We start from the raw sequence: 17,802 nt of genomic DNA, 5'->3' as shown, positions 1-17,802 counted from the left end.
GGCATGTGTCAACTCAGGGGTACGAAGACGAATTGCGGTCCGAGCGGGGCTACGTGGCCGGGCTCTACACGCGGCTCGACGCCGAGCGCGCGCGGGTGAAGGGCGCGTACAACGCGGCGTTGCGCGGAAACGGCGCGACACAAGTGGAACGCGATGTCGAGGTGCGCGCGCTGGCCAAAGAGGCGAAGCGGCTGGACGTGGCGGACAACGGGCTGTGTTTCGGCCGGTTGGACGCCCTTTCCGGCGAGCATTCGTACATCGGCCGGATCGGCCTTTTCGACGAGGAGAACGAATACGAACCGGTGTTGCTCGATTGGCGGGCGCCGGCGTCGCGCGCGTTCTACGTCGCCACCGCCGCGACCCCGGAGAACATGCGTCGGCGCCGCCAGTTCCACACGCGCGGGCGTCAAGTGGTCGAATTCACCGACGAGATGCTCGGCCGTCCCGGTGTTGACGCGCAAGGAGACGCGGCCCTGCTCGCGGCGGTCAACGCGCCGCGCGGTGACGGGATGCGCGACATCGTGGCGACGATCCAGGCCGAGCAAGACAAGATCATCCGGCTCGATCACCCGGGAGTGCTGGTGATCGAGGGTGGCCCGGGCACCGGGAAGACCGTGGTGGCGCTGCACCGCGTCGCGTACCTGCTCTACACCCAGCGGGAGCGGATGGAACGCCACGGCGTGCTCGTGGTCGGGCCCAATCCGGCGTTCCTGAACCACATCGGCCGCGTTCTGCCGTCGCTGGGCGAGTCCGACGTGGTGTTCATGACCACCGGCGACCTCGTGCCCGGTCTGCGCGTCACCGCCGAGGACGCCCCGGAGGCCGCGCGGCTCAAGGGCTCGCTGAAGATCCTGGACGTGCTCGCGGCGGCGGTCGCCGATCGGCAGCGGCTGCCGGAGCAGCCGCTGCCGATCGAACTGGCGGACGTCGCGGTGCGGATCGACGCCGAGACAGCGGAGTGGGCCAGGGAGGAGGCGCGCGCGAGCGGGCTGCCGCACAACGAGGCTCGCGCGGTGTTCACCGAGATCGTCACGTGGGTGCTCACCGAACGGGCGATAGCCCGGATCGGCCGGGGCTGGCTGACCCGGGAGGACCGCGAAGCATGGGAGAACCTGCGGGCGGACCTCCTCAAGGAGCTCGCGGAAAACGACAAGTTCACCGCCGCGCTCGACGAACTCTGGCCGGTGCTGACGCCGGAAACGCTGTTGGCTCCGCTGTACACGTCCCCCGAGCGACTGCGAGCGGCAGGCGCCGACCAGGCGCTGCTGCGCGCCGATGGTGACGCCTGGACGGTGTCGGACGTGCCGCTGCTCGACGAACTGGTCGACCTGCTGGGCCGCGACAAGTCGGCGGACCAGGCCGCCGAGCAGGAACGGAAGGAAGAGGCCGAATACGCCGCCGGCGTGCTGGAAATCCTCAATACCGAGCGCCAGGACATGATGGACGACGAGGACCACCTGCTGGCCCAGGACCTGCTCTTCGCCGAGGACCTGGCGGATCGCTTCATCGAGCGCGACACCCGTGAACTCGTCGAACGCGCCGCCGCGGACCGGGACTGGACCTACCGGCACGTCGTGGTCGACGAGGCCCAAGAACTGTCCGAAATGGACTGGCGGGTGCTGATGCGGCACTGCCCGAGCCGATCCTTCACGGTGGTCGGCGATCTCGCCCAACGCCGGTCGGCGGCCGGAGCGACATCGTGGGGCACGATGCTGGATCCGTACGTGCCCGGCCGCTGGGTCTACCGGTCGCTGTCGGTGAACTACCGAACCCCGGCGGAGATCATGACCGTCGCCGGCGCGCTGCTCGCCGAGTTCGCACCCGGGGTCCAGCCGCCGGAGTCGGTCCGCGCGTGCGGCGTCCAGCCGTGGTCCAGGCGGGTCACCGAGGACGAATTGCCCGCTGCGATCGAGGAATTCGCACGGGACGAAGCCGGTCGCGAAGGCACCAGCGTCGTGATCGGGCCACCGGGTGTGCCGGGCGCGGTGGTGGCGTCGGACACGAAGGGCCTGGAGTTCGACGCCGTCCTGGTCGTGGAGCCAGAAAGGATCCTCGCCGACGGCCCGCGCGGCGCGGCCGAGCTCTACGTCGCCCTCACCCGCGCCACCCAACGGCTCGGCGTCCTGCACCAGGGCCCATTGCCGCAGGCCCTGACCGGGCTCGCGGAAACCGGGACACCCGCCCAGGCCGGGAATCAACGGCTGGCGTAGCGATTCGCGTTCGCGGCCGGCCCGGAGCCAGGGCCGGCCGCGAACGCGATCCTGGCGATCAGCTGCGCACTCTCGATGTGGCCCGTGAGCTGACTGCTTGATGGGGTGGCGGGCTCCGGTGATCACTGGGCCGCGTGCCGCGCAGTCGTTTGAACGCCACGCTCAGCGCGAAGGCGTTGGCGTAGCCCACTTTCCTCGCGATCGTGCCCACCGTGTGATCGGTCTCCCGCAGCAGGTCCGTGGCCAAGGCGATCCGCCAGCCCGTGAGGTAGGCCATCGGCGGTTCGCCGACCAGCGCGGTGAACCGCCGGGCGAGCGCCGCCCGCGATACTCCCGCCTTGACCGCCAGGTCCGCCACCGTCCAGGGGCGGGCGGGCGCGTCGTGCAGCAGCCGCAGCGCGGTACCCACCACCGGATCGTCCAGCGCACGGCACCAGGCCGGGGCATTGGCGTCCGGGTTGTCGAACCAGTTGCGCAACGCGGAGACCAGCATCAGGTCCAGCAGCCGGTCCAGCACCAACTGCTGTCCCGGCCGGCCTCTGGCGACCTCCTCGGCCACCACCTCCACCGACGGGTAGGGGCTGTCGTCGGCCGGCACCACCAGCACGGCGGGCAGGGCCTGCAGCAGCCGTTCGCTGAGCTCTCCCCGGCGTTCGAAAGCCCCGCTGAGCAGCACGGCGGCCCCTTCGGCGGGAGCTCCGCAGGTGCGGGCGGGTCCGGAGGCGTGCTCGACGCCCTCGGCTCCCGAGCAGTAGTCGGCGCTGGTCACCACCAGCGAGGGTGTGGTCGCGGGGTCGTCGGCCACCGCGTACGGCACGTCGCCGCGGACGACGGCGATGTCGCCGACTCCGATGCGCACCGGTTCGTGCTGGTCGGGAACGATCCAGGCATGGCCGCGCAACATCGTGGCCAGCGTCAGCGGGGCACCGCTGGCCATCCGCAGCGCCCAGGGCGGCCGCATGATCGTCTGCCGGAAGATGGCGCCACGCGCCCGCACCTCCGCCAACAGCTCCGACACGGCGTCCATATCTTCAATGTAGACGCCCAGACATCAAATGGAGCTTCTCAGCCATGGCTCGTCTCAGTAGGGGCCAGTTGACTGGCGTCATGTCTGAACATCCAATTCTGGTCACCGGAGCGACCGGCAAGTCCGGCCGCCGCGTCGTCACCCAACTGCGGGCCAAGGGACTGCCGGTTCGCGCGGCGGCCCGGGCCGGCGCGCACGTCTTCGACTGGACCGACCGCAGCACCTGGGATGCCGCCCTGGAGGGTGTGCGGTCCGCCTACATCGTGCAGCTGGACGGCACGAAGCTCGTCCGCCCGTTCGTCGAGCGGGCGGTGCGGCATGGGGTGGAGCGGATCGTGCTGGCTTCGGGGCGCGGGATCGACGATCCGGACTACGCGAAGGACAGCAGCGGTTTCTTGGAGGGCATCGTCGACAGCGAAGCCGCCGTCCGGGAGAGCGGTCTGGAGTGGACGATCAGCAGGCCGGGCTGGTTCGCGCAGAACTTCAGCGAGGGCTTCTTCGCCGATGCCATCCGCGCCGGTGAGCTGCGGCTGCCCGGTGGCGATGGGGCTGCCACCTTCGTCGATGCCGAGGACATCGCGGCGGTGGTGGTCGCCGCGCTGACCGAAGACCGGCACGGGGGCCAGATCTACGAGTTGTCCGGCCCCCGAGCGGTGACGCTGGCCGAGGCGGTCGCCACGATCTCCGAGGCCAGCGACCGAGAAGTCCGCTACGTGCCGCTCACGGTCGAGGACTACGTCGCGGAACTCGTCCAGCAGGGATTGCCACCCGCAGACGCGGAAGCCTTCGCAGATGTCATGGAGCCCCTCAGGGAGGGCACGGACGAGTACGTCTCCGACGGCGTGCAGCGAGCCCTGGGCCGCCAGCCGAGAACGTTCACCGAGTTCGCCAAGTCCACCGCCGCCGCAGGCGGCTGGCCGACCTGACCGCAGATGGCGAGCAGCCGGTCCGGGAGGCGGAGCGATCCCGCCCCGAAACAGAAAGGGTCCCGCGATGGAGCAGCCTGACTGCTCCTCCGGGACTGTCTGCGTGGCGCCCCTGAGGACAACGCCGCCTCCCGCACTGTGTCCACCAAGCTCGGCTACCAACCCGACGGGCTCCAACGCCGCGCCCTTCGTGGACGGTTGACAATTGAGCATCGACTACGCCTGAGCCGAGCGGCGTGGGAGCGGTATCGCACCATCCCGGTCGACGTTGAGGAGCTTGGCCCGTGCCTGCCGCTGCTGGGTCTCAACGCTACGTAACCACTGGCGGCCAGATACCTCCCCACCAACTGGCCGCGCGCGGCGAGGCGATCATGATCATCGTATGAGTCAGCGCTCGGTAACCTTAGGAAAGATCGTTTTCGCGGATTGGCAGGCCATTCACTCGTGGGCGTGCCTCGCGGAGGTGTGCCGCTACCAGCCCTGGGGGCCAAACACACAGGGCCAGACGCAGGACTTCGTGGACTCCGCAGTCAAGGCATGGTCGCATACCCCGCAACGCCGGTTCCCTTATGTCGCCCGCGTCGGGCAGGATGTGGTGGGCATGGGCGAGCTGCATGTCCGCAGCCATGCACAGCGCCAGGGCGAGATCTCATACATCGTGCATCCCCGGGTATGGGGGCAGGGCATCGGCACAGAAATCGGTCGGCAGCTTCTTGCGCACGGGTTCGACGAACTGGGGCTTCACCGAATCTATGCCACCTGTGACCCGCGGAATCTCGGCTCCTCCCGAGTGCTGTCCAAGATCGGTATGACGCACGAGGGACGCCTCCGCCACACGGCGCTGCTCCACGACGGCTGGCGAGACTCCATGATCTTCAGCATCCTCGAAGGGGAATGGCGATCCGCTGCATAGAAATCCAGCCAGCGTGGGTGCTGTCGAAACTCGTAGACAGGATCAGATCTCCGTCTCGGCGGCTTCTGCGGGGCCGCCCTTGATGGAGTAGAGAAAGTTTGAACACGCGGACTGCGGGGCCGTGAGGAGTCGTCAGGGCCCGAAGAGCAGGTTGGACGGCATGGGTGGGTGCCGGATCGCGCGGAGCTGGTCTGCGAGCTGTTCCTTGGGGGCCTTGAGCTGCTCGGGTTCTGGGGTGTCCTCGTTTACCAGCGGTTTTGCGCCCCCGGCAGGATTCGAACCTGCGACACCCGCTTTAGGAGATCTTGCTTCCGGTCCTTTCCGGACAGAAGCGGATTTTCCCTGTGAACTCAACGGATTCCGATTGCGAACGCTGGTTACTCGGCGTTGGGGACATTTCCGGTTGATTCTTGGGGGTAAGGTGGGGGCTCGTATCAGGATCACGGGTAGGCAGCCGCTGTCTCGTCGCCGCACCCAAGCAGCTCCTGATCAGTGTTGAAGCGCTGCCTTGACGGCCACGATGATCAGGCCGAGCGCGAGGTTGACGGTGCCGACGGACACCAACTCCCACCGAGAAGCGCCCGCCCGCAAGACTGCCGCGCTGGCCCACATGACTTGCTGGGTCACAGCCACACCGAGCGCCAGCCACGCCGCACCCCTCGGGCCCAGGTTCAGCAACGGGCTGATCGCGACAGCGGCGGCCGGCAGAACAGCTGCCTGCACGATCGGCCATTCCCGGGCGCAGACGTCCCAGATCTCGTGCCGCGTCACGGGCTCGTGCCGCAACCGGTCGCCGACGAAGTTGGCGTAGGCGTGCGCGGCCCAGAACACCACCCCGGTGCAGAGCAGGAGCAGCACCAACTGGAGACGCGGGTACTCGCTGTGCGTGCTGGCCCCGACCACCACCGACGCGGCCAGCAGCGAGCCGTAGATCGCACCGGTGTAATCGGTCTGGGCCGTGTCAGGCGGTCGGTGGGCTGCGGAATCTTCGTCGTTGGTGCCTCCGGTCACTCTCGTAGGATCGCCGGAAAGGCCGCGCGCCGCCTGACGTCCGTTTGTTCCAGACCCACCGACCGCCAGCTCTTGCTGGGCAATCGAACCCTAAACCCGCGGATTCTGAGGCGACGCTTCCGGACGTTTGACGACACACGCCAGCACCTAGCACCGCCTGCATTGATCACGAAAGCAAACGTTCGCTAGAGATGGTCGCCTGCGGACGTTTGACGTTGTTTTGTGCACCAAAAGTGCACTGACCGACATCCTGTGAACTCCAGCCGGAGTCAAAGGGCAGCTCGTTCGGGGGGCCGTGCGCCACGTGAAGGCCGCAAGCGGTGTTGTGTGCACGTCGGGCGTGTCGGCTGATGACCGAGAAGCGAAGGTTGCTCGCGACCGGTTAGCTGAGGCGCTGGCGACATATCGCCGCACGCTTCTTGAGGAGCGTTGAGAAACGCCGCCAGTGCCTCAGCCAGCCAGTGAGCGTGAAGCGAACCCACCATCTGCAGCAATCAGTCACTATGGATGCCGTGCAACGACTTTGGTCCCGCCTTAGGGCGCTTCGTCGCTTCGTGCCGCGATCTATACATTGGCCCACACTGGTGGTGGCTGCGTTGGTGTTCGCCGTAGCCGCGGGATTCTTCGTAGCGTGGCTCTTATGGCCCGAAGGTTCCCTCCGAGAAACCCGACCCAACGCTCCCGCACTGAAAGAGCCTGAGCTCACGCGGATGCAAACCGAGGCAATCCGGACAGGATTGACTGTGGCTGCCACTATCGGCGGAGCACTAGTGCTATTTGTAACTGTGCGTCGACAGTGGCATGCCGAAATTGATTCTCGCCAGCAGCAAATTACTGAACAGTATTCCAAAGCCGTGGAGCATCTAGCGAGCGACCAAGCTCCCGCCAGGATTGTCGCCTTGCACATGTTGGAACGGATCGGCCAAGATAATCTTGAATATCGCCAGCGGGTTGCTGACGCGCTCTGTGGTTATCTTCGAATGCCCTACTATCCACCAGTAACGCAGTGCATTCCCGGACATAACGATGGGCCAGATCAGAAATGCGCCGCATGCGACTCGCTTCGCGAAGAACAGGTGCGACGAACCGTCGAGCAGATTTTGAATACGCACGTGAGCCCGGGAAACGGAAGCAAAGGTAAGGCGCCCGCCTCGACCTACTGGGGACCGCTTCATCTTAACCTGTCGGGAGCCGTGTTTTATGACTTTGCATTTGTCGGCACTCAGATTGCCAGCCTTAATCTAGCGAACGCGCGAGCCATTAATCGGCTTCACATAGAACACACTCACATCGCAGGCAATGCTGACTTCACGGGAGCAAAGTTCGACGCTGGAGCCATACTGTTCGATGTCACTTTCCACAGAGATCTGAGAATGCGCGATGTCGACGACAGCGAAGTCTTTCTCGTTAGATGTACGATTGGTGATTTTTGCGAACTGCGAACACCCGGCAAAACGGGAGGGCCTTATGTTCAAGATTGTCTAATAAGAATAGACGCTAGCGACTTTGCTGTACGACACAGGAAGCTTCCGCGTGGCTATACGATCAAAGAAGTGGAGAGTCCAGAAGGCCTGACTACCCCGGGACAAAAAGGCAAATGGGGGCTGCTCGATAAAGCAGATAGCAAAGAAAAGGCGTCGCCGAAAACCTCTTCATGAACGGCAGCCGGGAGCAGCCAATGAGGCGACCACAAGCAGGCAACCCTCCTCGGAGCGCTACTGGTCGATGGCAGCGGAAGGGCCAAGGTGACTACCCTGCCCACGTGCCCAGCACCGATCTTTGAAGGCTAGCCCAAGCGACCAGTGCGGTCAGGACGTCCGTGGTTCAAGGTCTCCACTTCTGCGGCTTCTGCGGGGCCGCCTGCCTTCCGCTCGCGCCATGACGAGGCCGTCGACCTTTCCGCTCGCGCCCGGCCATCGACGGCTTGGCCGGGCTCGCATACAGGAAGGCAGGCGGCCTCGTCATGGCTCGCAAACAGCAGGCAGGCGGCCCCGCAGGGGCCGCCCTTGATGAAGTAGAGAAAGTTTGAGCACGCGGACTGCGGGGTCGTGAGGAGTCGTCAGGGCTCGAAGAGCAGGTTGGGCGGCATGGGTGGGTGCCGGATCGCGCGGAGCTGGTCTGCGAGCTGTTCCTTGGGGGCCTTGAGCTGCTCGGCTTCTGGGGTGTCCTGGTTGTCGTTCCAGGTGGTCCAGGCTTGGTAGAAGTCGTTGACCAGAGCGCGGTAGGCAGGGTCTTCGTCGCCTTCGAAGTTCGCGCTGCATTCAGCCGGAGGGCTGACGCGAAGATGGGGGTAAAGCGGGTGTTGATCTTGAACTAGATCAGCTCCCGCTTCGTTCACCAGCGGTTTTGCGCCCCCGGCAGGATTCGAACCTGCGACACCCGCTTTAGGAGAGCGGTGCTCTATCCCCTGAGCTACGAGGGCTTGGTCTTCGACCTTCTCGGAGCGTACCTGCCTCGTCGTGCTCCTCCGACACCCGGTTGGCGTCCCCTGCGTCCCACCGGCCGCAGGCTTCCGTCGCGTATCGTCAGGTGATCGTTACCGTTCGGCGCCACTGGGGTGGGTATGGGCAACGAGAACAGCGGTCCGGTGCGCAACCTCGTGCAGGCCGGGGCCATCTACGGCGACGTGCACTTCCACGGGAAGCAGGAGGTGCCTGCGCCGCAAGAGGCACCTGGGCAGTTGGTGGCGGAGCCGGTCAACTTCGTCGATCGGGAGCCGGAGCGCGAAGCGCTGGACGCGTTGCTGGCCGAGGCGCGCGGTGCTCGGGCCGGGTGTGCCGTGATCAGCGGGATTCGCGGGGTCGGCAAGAGCGCCTTGGGCACCTACTGGTCGTACCGGGTGATCGACTCGTTCGAGCACGGCCAGGTGCGGTTCGACTTCGGCCTCGGGCAGCGGTCGCTCGGTGAGGCCGCCGAGCACTGCTTGCGCTCGCTCGGTGTTGGCGGCGACCGGATTCCGTTGTCTGAGGACGACAAGATCTCCCTGCTGCGCACCAAGACCAGGGGCCGGAAGCTGCTGTTCTTCTTCGACAACGTGGGCGACCTCGCGCACGTTGCGAAGTTGCTGCCCGCCTCGGCGGAAAGCGTGGTGCTGTGCACGAGCCACCACGACGCCGCTGATTTGGTGGTGGACGGGATTCGGCCGATCCGGTTGGCCGCGCTCGATCCCGGGCATGCCCTCGACTACCTGCGGCGGAGCGGTCTGCGGGAGCGGATCGACGCCGAGCCCGCCGCTGCTGCGGAGCTCGTGGACCGGTGCGGCAGGCTGCCGCACGTCCTTCGCCTGGTCGCCAAGCTGCTCCAGCGCCGGACGTCCTGGAGCATCGCGCGGGCGGTTCGGGAGCTGTCCGACAAGAGGCGGCGGCGCAATCACCTCCACGAGGCGTTCGCGGCCCTCGACCTCGCGGTCGAGCAGCTCCCGGCCGCCGAAGCGAAGCTTTACCCGTGGCTGGGGCTCTTTCCCGGCGTCTTTCCCGGGCCGGTGTTCTCAGCGGGGGCGGTGGCGGCGTTAGCCGATCTCACCGAGTTCGATGCCGAATCCCGTCTCGCCGAGCTGCACAGGACTTGTCTGGTGGAAGAGAACGACCAAGAGCAGTACCTCCTTCACGACCTCGTGGGCGAGCACGCCTCCGAAGCCGCTCGCGCGCTCGGCGCCGCGCGGCGCGACGACGCGTTGCGGCGCCTCGTCGGCTGGTATCGGCGGCAGGGTGCGTTCGCCGATCGGATGGTGATGGAACCCAGCCGGCTTCGCGTCGTCGATGACGAAGTCGACGGCGAGAACCCGTTCACGCGGGAGGAAGCGCTTGCGTGGCTGGAGCGGGAGCGGGTCAACCTGCTCGGGATGGTTCGACTGGCCGCCGAAAGCAATTGGCACGTCGATGTGATCGCCCTCTGTGATGGTCCATTGTGGGCATTGCACAACCAGCACAAGCACTACTCCGACACGTTGCCGGCCTTGCTGCTGGCGATCGCCTCCGCGCAGGAGATCGAGGATCTCGCCGCGGAAGCGCGGATGCGGAGCCTGCGCGGCCAGCTGCTGATGGAGTGCGGCGAGCTCGACGAGGCGCACGAGGAGTGCGCGAAGGCGGTCGCGGCGGCCGAGCAGGCCGGGCACCGGCGAATCCTGGCCTCCGCGCTGGAGTTCCAGGGCAAGGTGCTGCACGCCCGCGACGAATTCGCCGAGGCCGTCGGGAACTTCGAGCGGGCTCGGCGGCTCAACGAGGAGCTGGGGCGGCGTCGCGGCATGGCGTTGCAGGAATACCTGATGGGCAAGTCGCTGTCCGGGCTCGGTCGGCACGACGAGGCCCTGGCCGTGCTGCGGACCGCCCTGGACCGGCTGGCGGAATTCCCCGAGGACAAGCGGACTCCCGGCCGGATCGGGGTCGCGGCGGCGCGGGCGCACCAGGCGCTCGGGCAGCACGAGCCGGCCATTTCGGCGCTTCGCGAGGCCATCGCCGCGACGCGGGAACGGCAGGCTTCCTTCGACCTCGCCGAGCCGCTGGAGCTGCTCGCCGACTCGCTCACCGCGACCGGGCAGCCGGGCGCGCGGGACTGCCTTGCGGAGGCGCTGGAGATCTACGAGCAGGCGGAGAGCCCGAAGGCGGAGCGGGTGGCGCGCAAGCTCGGTCGTGAGTGATCACTCCGGTTCTTATCGCAACGATCACTCACGAGTGGAACGGGTCCACCGGCTCCGGTCGGGCCGGCCACGGCGGCTCCGGAAGGTCCAGCTGCCGGTAGATCAGCTCGCGCAGACGTTGGTAGGGGCGGTCCTGGAAGGCGAGGTCGGCGAGCTGCCGATGATCCGGGACCGGCCTCGCCGCATCGATCTGCGCCCGCACGTTCCCGGCCGGGTCCAGGCGCTCGACCCGCTCGCCCAGCAGCGCCATCGGCGAGCCGGGCGCCACCTCGCCGGCACCGAAAGCGGCTAGCAGCAGGGGTTTTCCCAGCGCAGCAGCATAGAAGGACAGCGAGCCGTGATCGGAGACGACCACGTCCGCGGCGACCAGCGCTGCCTGCCACTTGCGCAGCCGGGGGACCAGCACGAGCCCGTTGCGCAGGGCCGTCCGCAGCCAGGTTTCGAGCTGCAGGCCCTCGTGCCTGCTCCAGATGTTCGGGTGCAGCACCAATGCCACCTGATATTCGGCGGGTAGCGCGGCGACCAACTGTCGCGCCAGCCCGCCTTGCCGGCGGAACAGCGAATTCGGGCCCCAGGTCGAGGCCAGGACCACGAGCTTTCGCGGGCCGGTGCCGAGGGCGGCGCGGTACTGCTCTCGCATCGGCAGGCTGACCTGCAAGCGCGCGAAGCACGGATCGCCGATCACCTCGGCGCGCGGAACCGCTGCTGGGCAGTTGCGCCGCAGCTCGACCAGCTGGTTCGGGTGGGAGAGGCCGACGACCGCCGGGACGACCCGGCCCTCGTGCATCAGCTGCGCGGCGGACAGGCCCGAAACTTCAGCCGCCACACCGGTTTCCGTGGCGCGGAGCTTGTGGTGCCCGGCGCCGTGCGGCAGCGTCAGCACCGGCACCTCCAGCTCGTGCAGCGAGCCGTTGCCGCTCGGTGAGATCGCGAAGTCGAAGTCCTTGCCGGTGGCTTGCTCCCAGCCCACGACTTGCGCCTGCGAGCGGTGCAGCTGGTCGGTGAGGTTCGCGGCGAACTCCGACCCCGCCGCCACCGCGAAGCGGGTCTCCACCCGCATGTCGTCCGCGAGCACCGGGAGCACGTCCAGCAGGCGATCCAACGCGGCCAGAGTTCTTACGACGCCGAGAACTCGGCGCTCCACCGGCGCGGTGTCCCAGCGGCCCGCCCGCTGCGGCTCAGCAGGCGACATGACCGCCACCGCAGGGCTTCCGGGCTTCCGGGCTTCCGGGCTTCCGGGCTTCCGGGCTTCCGGGCTTCCGGGCTTCCGGGCTTCCGGGCTTCCGGGCTTCCGGGCTTCCGGCGTCGATTCTACCTTGCTGCGCAGGGGAAAACTGTCGCTCGGGGATCGCAGCGCGGTGGACATGGCGCTCGATCCTAACCGAGCCGGATGCGCCTCAACTCGTGGTCGAGCTGTCCGCGGTCGGCCGGTCCCCATCGATCTCCCAGCGGTTGCGCCCGGCCCGCTTCGCCCGGTACAGCGCGATGTCGGCGGCGGCGAACAGGTGCTCCAGGTTCGCCGGACCCGCCGCGACGCCGATGCTCACCGTCGGCGCCTTGGTGAGCCGCCCGAGCACCAGCCGCCAGTCGTGCCGTTGCACCGCGGCGCGGATCCGCTCGGCGACGAGCGGGCCGGCGTCGCGGGATTCCTCGGAGGCGTCGACGAGCAGCACCACGAACTCGTCGCCGGCCCAGCGGCAGACGAGGTCGTCGGCGCGGCATTCGCGGCGCAGCAAGTTCGCGACTTCCTGAAGCACGACGTCGCCCGCGGTGTGCCCGGCGAGGTCGTTGACGTCCTTGAACCAGTCCACGTCCAGCAGCAACAGCCACGGCACCCGCCCGGCCGCCGCGGTGCTCTCCAGCAGCACGGGTGCGCGCCGCTCCAAGCCGAGGCGGTTGGTGAGGCCGGTCAGCGGGTCGCGCAGCGCGGCTTCGCGGGCGGCCACCGCCATGCGCTGCGCCTGCACCGCCACCCGGCGCTGCTCCAAGGCCTGCCCCAGGCCCTCCTGCAGCACGTCCACCGCCGTGCTGCTCGCGGCCACCGTTCGCCGCAGCGCGGCGGATTCGCCGACCGGGTCGGACAGCTCCTCACAGATCGCCGCCAGGTCGAGGGAGAACTGCATCATCAGCATGGTGTCGCGGATCGTTTCGGCGCCCTCCAGCGCTCGGCTGGCGAACGTGCGGGCCTCCTCCAGCCGGTTCTGCTCGCGGCGCACCACCGCCAGCACCCAGTTCGCCACCGCTGCGGTGAACCAGTCGTCGGCGCCGCGCCCCAGCGCCAGCGCCTCCAGGGCGGTCCGCTCCGCGGCGGCCGTTTCGCCGACGCCGGCCAGCGCCCGCGCGAAACCGGCCAGCGCCGATCGCTTCACCTGCCCGGGGTTGGCCAGCGCCTGCGACTCGTCGAACAGGTCGCGGGCCAGCGCGAACTGCGCCGCGCTGGTCTCGTCGGGGCGGGTCACGGCGCGGAACACCCGCGCGTTGCCCTCCCGGCTCAGGCAGTGTGCCAGCGCCGCCTGGTCGTCGGAGTCGCGGGCGATCTGCACCGACAGTGCCATCAGCTCCAGCGCCGGGCCGCGGTGGCCGATCGTCTCCAGCAGGTAGCCGAGCATGCTGATGGTGTGCGCGGCTGCCGAGCCTTCGGGGCGGTCGACGTCGAGATCGGTCCAGCCCTCGGCGATCAGCTCCAGAGCGAGCGGGATGCGCCCCAGCCGCCACGCCAGCAACGCCCGGTGCACCAGCACGGTCGGCCGGTTCCAGTGCTCGCCGACGTCGCTCGTCCCGGCTTTGATCAGCTCGTCGAACGCCGCGTTCGCCTCGGCGAATCGGCCGGAGTCCAGCAACAACCGCACGTGGCGGTCGTGAGTCGGCAGGTGGCCGATCATCAGCGGATCATCCTGCACCGCGTCCTCGCAGGAGCGAACCTAGTAGTGGAACCGCGTGCCGGAGCGGTTTTCGTGCCATCCAGGCTACCGGTTGCGACCTTGTCCGTACTTGTCGTAGTGCACGACTCGTTCCAGCGGTAGCCGCTGGCGCCAGCCGTGCCGTTCCAGGTCTGGTGTGTCGGCCAGGGCGCGCACCGGCCCTACGCACAACCATGCCGCCGGACGCACTCCCTGCGGAATGCCCAGCAGCCGGCGAAGGAATTCCTCGCGGTAGAAGCTGACCCAACCGACGCCCAGGCCCTCGGCGGTGGCGGCCAGCCACAGGTTCTGGATGGCCAGGCACACCGAGTACAGGCCGGCGTCGGCGATCGCGTGGCGGCCGAGCACCTGCGGTGCGCCGCGGTTCGGGTCGTACGTGACGGCGATGCCCAGCGACGATTCCACGATGCCCTCGACCTTGATCTTGGCGAAGGTCTCGGCGCGTTCCCCGTCGAGCTGGGCGGCGAACACGCTGCGTTCGGCCAGCACGTGCTCGCGGAAGGCGCGGCGGGTGGCGTCGTCGCGGACCAGGACGAAGTCCCACGGCTGGGACAGGCCGACGCTGGGCGCGCTGTGTGCGGCGGTCAGCACGCGACGCAGCACCGGGTCGGGCAGCTCGCCGCCGGTGAACTCCCCTCGCACGTCGCGGCGGCGGTTGATCACGTCGTAGAGGTCGGCGGCGGGGGCGGTGTCGGTCAACTTGGAGGCTCGTCCGGCGATCGTCATCGCCGACCATCCTGCCGCTCCGCCGAGGGCCGCGAGGCGAGGGGCACCGGACGGCAGGTTTTGCCTGCTCAGGTGTCGTGAGTGTTTTGGGCTGCTATGGCGGCCCAAAACACTCACGAGCATCTACCTGGGCAAATGGTTCATTTGCGACCGTTCGCGGGGTAGGGGAGCAGGGCCATTTCGCGGGCGTTCTTGATCGCCTTCGCCACCTCGCGCTGCTCCTGCACCGTCAGGCCGGTGACGCGACGGGAGCGGATCTTGCCCCGGTCGGAGATGAACTTCCGCAGCAGCGCGGTGTCCTTCCAGTCCACCTGGACGATGCCTTCACGCTGGAGGAGGTTCGGCTTGCGGCGCACGCCGCGCCGGTCGTTGTGCGCCACGGCTCACCAACTCGACTTCGTCACGCCGGGCAGCTCGCCGGAGTGCGCCAGCTCGCGCAGCCGCACCCGGGAGACGCCGAACTTGCGGAAGTAGCCGCGCGGACGCCCGTCGACGGCATCCCGGTTGCGCAGGCGAACCGGGCTCGCGTCGCGCGGCTGGCGCTGCAGCTCGCGCTGAGCGGCAACGCGCTCCTCGGAGCTGCTGCCGGGAGCGACGATGATCTTCTTCAGCTCGGCCCGCCGCTGCGCGTATCGGGCGACGATCTCGCGGCGCTGCTCGTTGCGCGCGATCTTGGACTTCTTGGCCACTCGGCCGTTCCTTTCGGTATTCGGCGCTCGTGAGTGTTGGTTCCGGTAAGAACCGGAACCAACACTCACGAGCAGGGTTCAGGGACTGGAAGATCAGTGGTGAGCGCGCTCGACCATGACTCCCGCAAAGCAAGCGGCGCAGCCGCTTCCGTTGTCCGCGAGCGCAACCGCAGCCGCGACGCTCGAAGTTGTGCTCGGAGTGCTGTCGCAAGCGGCGAAACCGCTTAGCCCACCTTTGCAACTTGCACCGCCGCGGGTTCTCAGACTGTGCCCGCCCTAAGTGGGCTCTCGGCGAGGACAGCCCCGACGCGACGTATTGGGCATACGTGTGTCGGGGATCCCGCAGTTCCGCTACCCGCACCGCCGCGCAAGACATGCCTGGAAACCCGAACTCAGCGTTCTTCGCGGAATTCGACGTGTTTGCGGGCTACTGGGTCGTACTTGCGCAGGACCAGGCGATCCGGGTTGTTTCGGCGGTTCTTGGTGGTCACGTAGGTGAAGCCGGTGCCTGCGGTGGATCGCAGCTTGACCACCGGACGGACGTCGGTGCTCTTGGCCATCAGACGCGTTCCCCTCGCGCTCGCATCTCGGCCACCACGGCCTCGATGCCCTGCTTCTCGATCGTCTTCATGCCCTTCGTCGACACCCGCAGCCGGATCCAGCGGCCTTCGGACGGCAGCCAGTAGCGCTTCCGCTGCACGTTGGGCAGCCAGCGGCGGCGGGTGCGGTGGTTGGAGTGGGAGACCTGGTTGCCGTAGCCGGGTTTCTTCCCGGTCACCTGGCAGCGGATGGACATGACCTTCCTCTCGATAATGACATCCATTTTCATTTCGTCGCCGACGAGGGTAGCGTGTGTCCACGTCAGATGAAAACCGTTGTCGATTGAGGTGGGGATGGGAACCGAGTCGTCCGCGAACCGGCGGATTCCGCTGATCATGGTGGCCGGGATCCGCGCGGAGCAGGTCGCGGCGGCAGCCGAAGCGGCGTGGCGGGAAGACCCGGCGGGCACCGCGCTCGTGCACCACGACCTGCGCGAAGTCGCCCAGGGCGTGGTTCGGCGCCTGGTCCGGCACGGCGACGCCGAGAGCATCGAGGTGCTGGAGCTGGCGCACGGTTGCGTGTCCTGCACGCTGCGCCTGGACATGCTGCCGCTGCTGCGCAGGCTGTCCGCCGCGCCCGATGTGACGCGGATCGTCGTGCAGCTCGACCCGGCGCTGGAACCCGAAACGATCTGCTGGGCGTTGCAGAACGTCCTGGTGGACGACCGTCCGCTGGTCGACGACGTCGACGTCCATGCCGTGGTCACCACCGTCGACCTGGCCACCTGGTTGTCCGACGCGACCGGCGAGGAGGAGCTCGTCGAGCGCGGCCTCGGCGGCAGCGCGGACGACGAACGCACCGTTGCCCAGGTCGCGGTGGGACAGGTCGAGTTCGCCGACGCCATCGTGCTCGCCGGCCGCGCCGGCGACCGGTGGAACCAGGCGCGCACCGAGGCGGTGATCTCCCGGCTCACGCCCAACGCGCCTGGTGCGCACCTGGACGACCTGGAGGTTTCCGCGCTGCTGGCCGAGGTGCCCGCCAACGCGCGGCGCGGTGTGGTCGACGGGCCGCAGGGCCGGTTGCTGCGCGGGCAGCCGTCGCTGGACGCCGACGCGGGAGTGTCGGTGGTGCTGTTCGAGGAGCGTCGGCCGTTCCACCCGGAGCGGCTGCACGAGGCGATCGACGTGCTGCTGGACGGCGTGGTGCGCACCCGCGGCCGGGTCTGGGTGGCCAGCCAGCCGGACGTCGCGCTGTGGCTGGAGTCCGCGGGCGGTGGGCTCGGCGTCGCGCACGCCGGGCCGTGGCTGGCCGCGCTGGAGCCCGGCGACTGGGCGGACGTCTCGGCGGAGCGCCAGGTCAGGGCCTCGCTGACCTGGGACGACTACTACGGCGACCGGATGCAGGAGCTGGTCGTGATCGCCCACGAGGCCGATCCGCAGGACATCGTCCACGCCCTGCGCCGCGCGCTGCTCACCGACGACGAGCTCGCCGCGGGCGAGCGGGCGTGGGCGAACTACGACGACCCGTTCGGCGAATGGCACACCGATCCGTGCGGGGACGACCCGGCGGAGACCACCGCGGACGCCACCGGCGAGACGGGCAAGGCGTAGCGGGCTGCCAGGACGCAACGCCGGGAGCGGCGTTTTCGCACGAAAACGCCTCATTTCGCGCGTGGCCGTCAGCGGCTTCGCGCGGCAGAGGATCAGACCTTGGAGGAGAACTCATGAAGCCCGGAATCCATCCCGAATACCGGCCGGTCGTGTTCCAGGACCGCACCACCGGCGACCGTTTCCTGACCCGCTCCACCGCCACGTCCGACGTGCGGACGGAATGGGCGGACGGCAACTCCTACCCGCTGATCGTGATCGACGTGACCGCCTACTCGCACCCGTTCTGGACCGGCAACCAGCGGGTGCTCGACACCCAGGGCCGGGTCGAGAAGTTCCGCCGCCGCTACGGCGACCGGATTCGCTGATCAGCACCCGTGTGCGTTTTGTGTCGCTATGGCAGCACAAAACACGCACGGCCCGTGCACAGCGGAAACGCGAGAACCACGAAAGGACTTCCCAATCGTGATGTCAAGCCGCAGCAGTGGCGGGAGGTGAAACTTGATAGCGCTGGCCGTCGCGGATCATCGCCCACAGGACGTTGAGGCGTCGGCGGGCGAGCGCGAGCAGGGCTTGTTTGTGGCCCTTCCCTTCGC

The 17,802-nt window shown here is 68.1% G+C and carries 17 protein-coding genes, 1 tRNA gene and 1 pseudogene; 7 read left to right on the top strand and 12 right to left on the bottom strand.

What is annotated here, in order from left to right; translation table 11 throughout:
* Positions 1-5: 5 nt before the first annotated feature.
* Positions 6-2,210 carry an RNA polymerase recycling motor ATPase HelR gene (gene helR / locus AB0I53_RS14195; RefSeq protein WP_358601625.1) on the top strand — a complete coding sequence of 735 codons (2,205 nt, stop codon included), beginning with the start codon at positions 6-8 and terminating at the stop codon, positions 2,208-2,210.
* Between the two features lie 58 nt (positions 2,211-2,268).
* Here the strand turns inward: helR and AB0I53_RS14190 are convergent, their stop codons facing one another.
* Entirely contained in the window at positions 2,269-3,237 is a 969-nt protein-coding gene (locus tag AB0I53_RS14190; RefSeq protein ID WP_358601623.1) for an AraC family transcriptional regulator, read from the bottom strand.
* Positions 3,238-3,317: 80 nt separating this feature from the next.
* On the opposite strand from AB0I53_RS14190, the gene AB0I53_RS14185 reads away from it, so the two are divergent.
* Positions 3,318-4,163, top strand: a complete 846-nt coding sequence (locus AB0I53_RS14185) for an NAD(P)H-binding protein (protein WP_358601620.1) — start codon at positions 3,318-3,320, stop codon at positions 4,161-4,163.
* 382 nt (positions 4,164-4,545) lie between these two features.
* On the top strand, positions 4,546-5,076 hold the full coding sequence (locus AB0I53_RS14180) for a GNAT family protein (RefSeq protein ID WP_358601617.1): 531 nt from the start codon (positions 4,546-4,548) through the stop codon (positions 5,074-5,076).
* Between the two features lie 489 nt (positions 5,077-5,565).
* On the opposite strand, the gene AB0I53_RS14175 is transcribed toward AB0I53_RS14180, so the two are convergent.
* A complete protein-coding gene (locus tag AB0I53_RS14175) occupies positions 5,566-6,087 on the bottom strand; it encodes a hypothetical protein (protein ID WP_358601614.1) in 522 nt (173 codons plus the stop codon).
* Between the two features lie 743 nt (positions 6,088-6,830).
* On the opposite strand from AB0I53_RS14175, the gene AB0I53_RS14170 reads away from it, so the two are divergent.
* Positions 6,831-7,745: a hypothetical protein gene (locus tag AB0I53_RS14170; protein WP_358601611.1), complete on the top strand. Its 915-nt coding sequence runs from the start codon at positions 6,831-6,833 to the stop codon at positions 7,743-7,745.
* A 401-nt stretch (positions 7,746-8,146) separates the two neighbouring features.
* Here AB0I53_RS14170 and AB0I53_RS14165 read toward each other — a convergent pair whose 3' ends face one another.
* Together AB0I53_RS14165 and AB0I53_RS14160 are read right to left on the bottom strand one after the other, a co-directional pair.
* Complete coding sequence (locus tag AB0I53_RS14165; RefSeq protein ID WP_358601608.1) at positions 8,147-8,425, bottom strand: hypothetical protein; 279 nt, start codon at positions 8,423-8,425, stop codon at positions 8,147-8,149.
* An 11-nt stretch (positions 8,426-8,436) separates the two neighbouring features.
* Positions 8,437-8,509: transfer RNA gene (locus tag AB0I53_RS14160), tRNA-Arg, on the bottom strand.
* Between the two features lie 141 nt (positions 8,510-8,650).
* Between AB0I53_RS14160 and AB0I53_RS14155 the strand changes: the two genes are divergently transcribed.
* Positions 8,651-10,723: a hypothetical protein gene (locus tag AB0I53_RS14155; protein ID WP_358601605.1), complete on the top strand. Its 2,073-nt coding sequence runs from the start codon at positions 8,651-8,653 to the stop codon at positions 10,721-10,723.
* A 28-nt stretch (positions 10,724-10,751) separates the two neighbouring features.
* Here AB0I53_RS14155 and AB0I53_RS14150 read toward each other — a convergent pair whose 3' ends face one another.
* The 7 genes from AB0I53_RS14150 to rpmB form a co-directional block, all read right to left on the bottom strand.
* Positions 10,752-11,915: a hypothetical protein gene (locus AB0I53_RS14150; RefSeq protein WP_358601602.1), complete on the bottom strand. Its 1,164-nt coding sequence runs from the start codon at positions 11,913-11,915 to the stop codon at positions 10,752-10,754.
* A 205-nt stretch (positions 11,916-12,120) separates the two neighbouring features.
* On the bottom strand, positions 12,121-13,605 hold the full coding sequence (locus AB0I53_RS14145) for a diguanylate cyclase (protein WP_358601927.1): 1,485 nt from the start codon (positions 13,603-13,605) through the stop codon (positions 12,121-12,123).
* 84 nt (positions 13,606-13,689) lie between these two features.
* Complete coding sequence (gene bluB, locus AB0I53_RS14140; RefSeq protein ID WP_358601599.1) at positions 13,690-14,370, bottom strand: 5,6-dimethylbenzimidazole synthase; 681 nt, start codon at positions 14,368-14,370, stop codon at positions 13,690-13,692.
* Between the two features lie 140 nt (positions 14,371-14,510).
* Entirely contained in the window at positions 14,511-14,750 is a 240-nt protein-coding gene (rpsR, locus tag AB0I53_RS14135) for a 30S ribosomal protein S18 (protein ID WP_358601596.1), read from the bottom strand.
* A gap of 3 nt (positions 14,751-14,753) precedes the next feature.
* A complete protein-coding gene (rpsN, locus tag AB0I53_RS14130; RefSeq protein ID WP_358601593.1) occupies positions 14,754-15,059 on the bottom strand; it encodes a 30S ribosomal protein S14 in 306 nt (101 codons plus the stop codon).
* A gap of 392 nt (positions 15,060-15,451) precedes the next feature.
* On the bottom strand, positions 15,452-15,619 hold the full coding sequence (gene rpmG, locus AB0I53_RS14125) for a 50S ribosomal protein L33 (RefSeq protein ID WP_132492926.1): 168 nt from the start codon (positions 15,617-15,619) through the stop codon (positions 15,452-15,454).
* On the bottom strand, positions 15,619-15,855 hold the full coding sequence (rpmB, locus tag AB0I53_RS14120) for a 50S ribosomal protein L28 (RefSeq protein WP_358601590.1): 237 nt from the start codon (positions 15,853-15,855) through the stop codon (positions 15,619-15,621). The genes rpmG and rpmB overlap by 1 nt, the downstream gene beginning before the upstream one ends.
* A 97-nt stretch (positions 15,856-15,952) precedes the next feature.
* Between rpmB and AB0I53_RS14115 the strand changes: the two genes are divergently transcribed.
* Positions 15,953-17,209 carry a GTP-binding protein gene (locus AB0I53_RS14115; RefSeq protein ID WP_358601587.1) on the top strand — a complete coding sequence of 419 codons (1,257 nt, stop codon included), beginning with the start codon at positions 15,953-15,955 and terminating at the stop codon, positions 17,207-17,209.
* Between the two features lie 113 nt (positions 17,210-17,322).
* Positions 17,323-17,574 carry a type B 50S ribosomal protein L31 gene (locus AB0I53_RS14110; RefSeq protein ID WP_358601584.1) on the top strand — a complete coding sequence of 84 codons (252 nt, stop codon included), beginning with the start codon at positions 17,323-17,325 and terminating at the stop codon, positions 17,572-17,574.
* 103 nt (positions 17,575-17,677) lie between these two features.
* On the opposite strand, the pseudogene AB0I53_RS14105 reads toward AB0I53_RS14110, so the two are convergent.
* Positions 17,678-17,802 (bottom strand): annotated as a pseudogene (locus tag AB0I53_RS14105) (IS110 family transposase); the annotation flags it as partial.

The organism is Saccharopolyspora sp. NPDC050389 (assembly GCF_040655595.1).
GTDB lineage: Bacteria > Actinomycetota > Actinomycetes > Mycobacteriales > Pseudonocardiaceae > Saccharopolyspora.
Note: the sequence above shows the minus strand (reverse complement) of the source record. Positions and strands in the feature narration are given on the sequence as shown.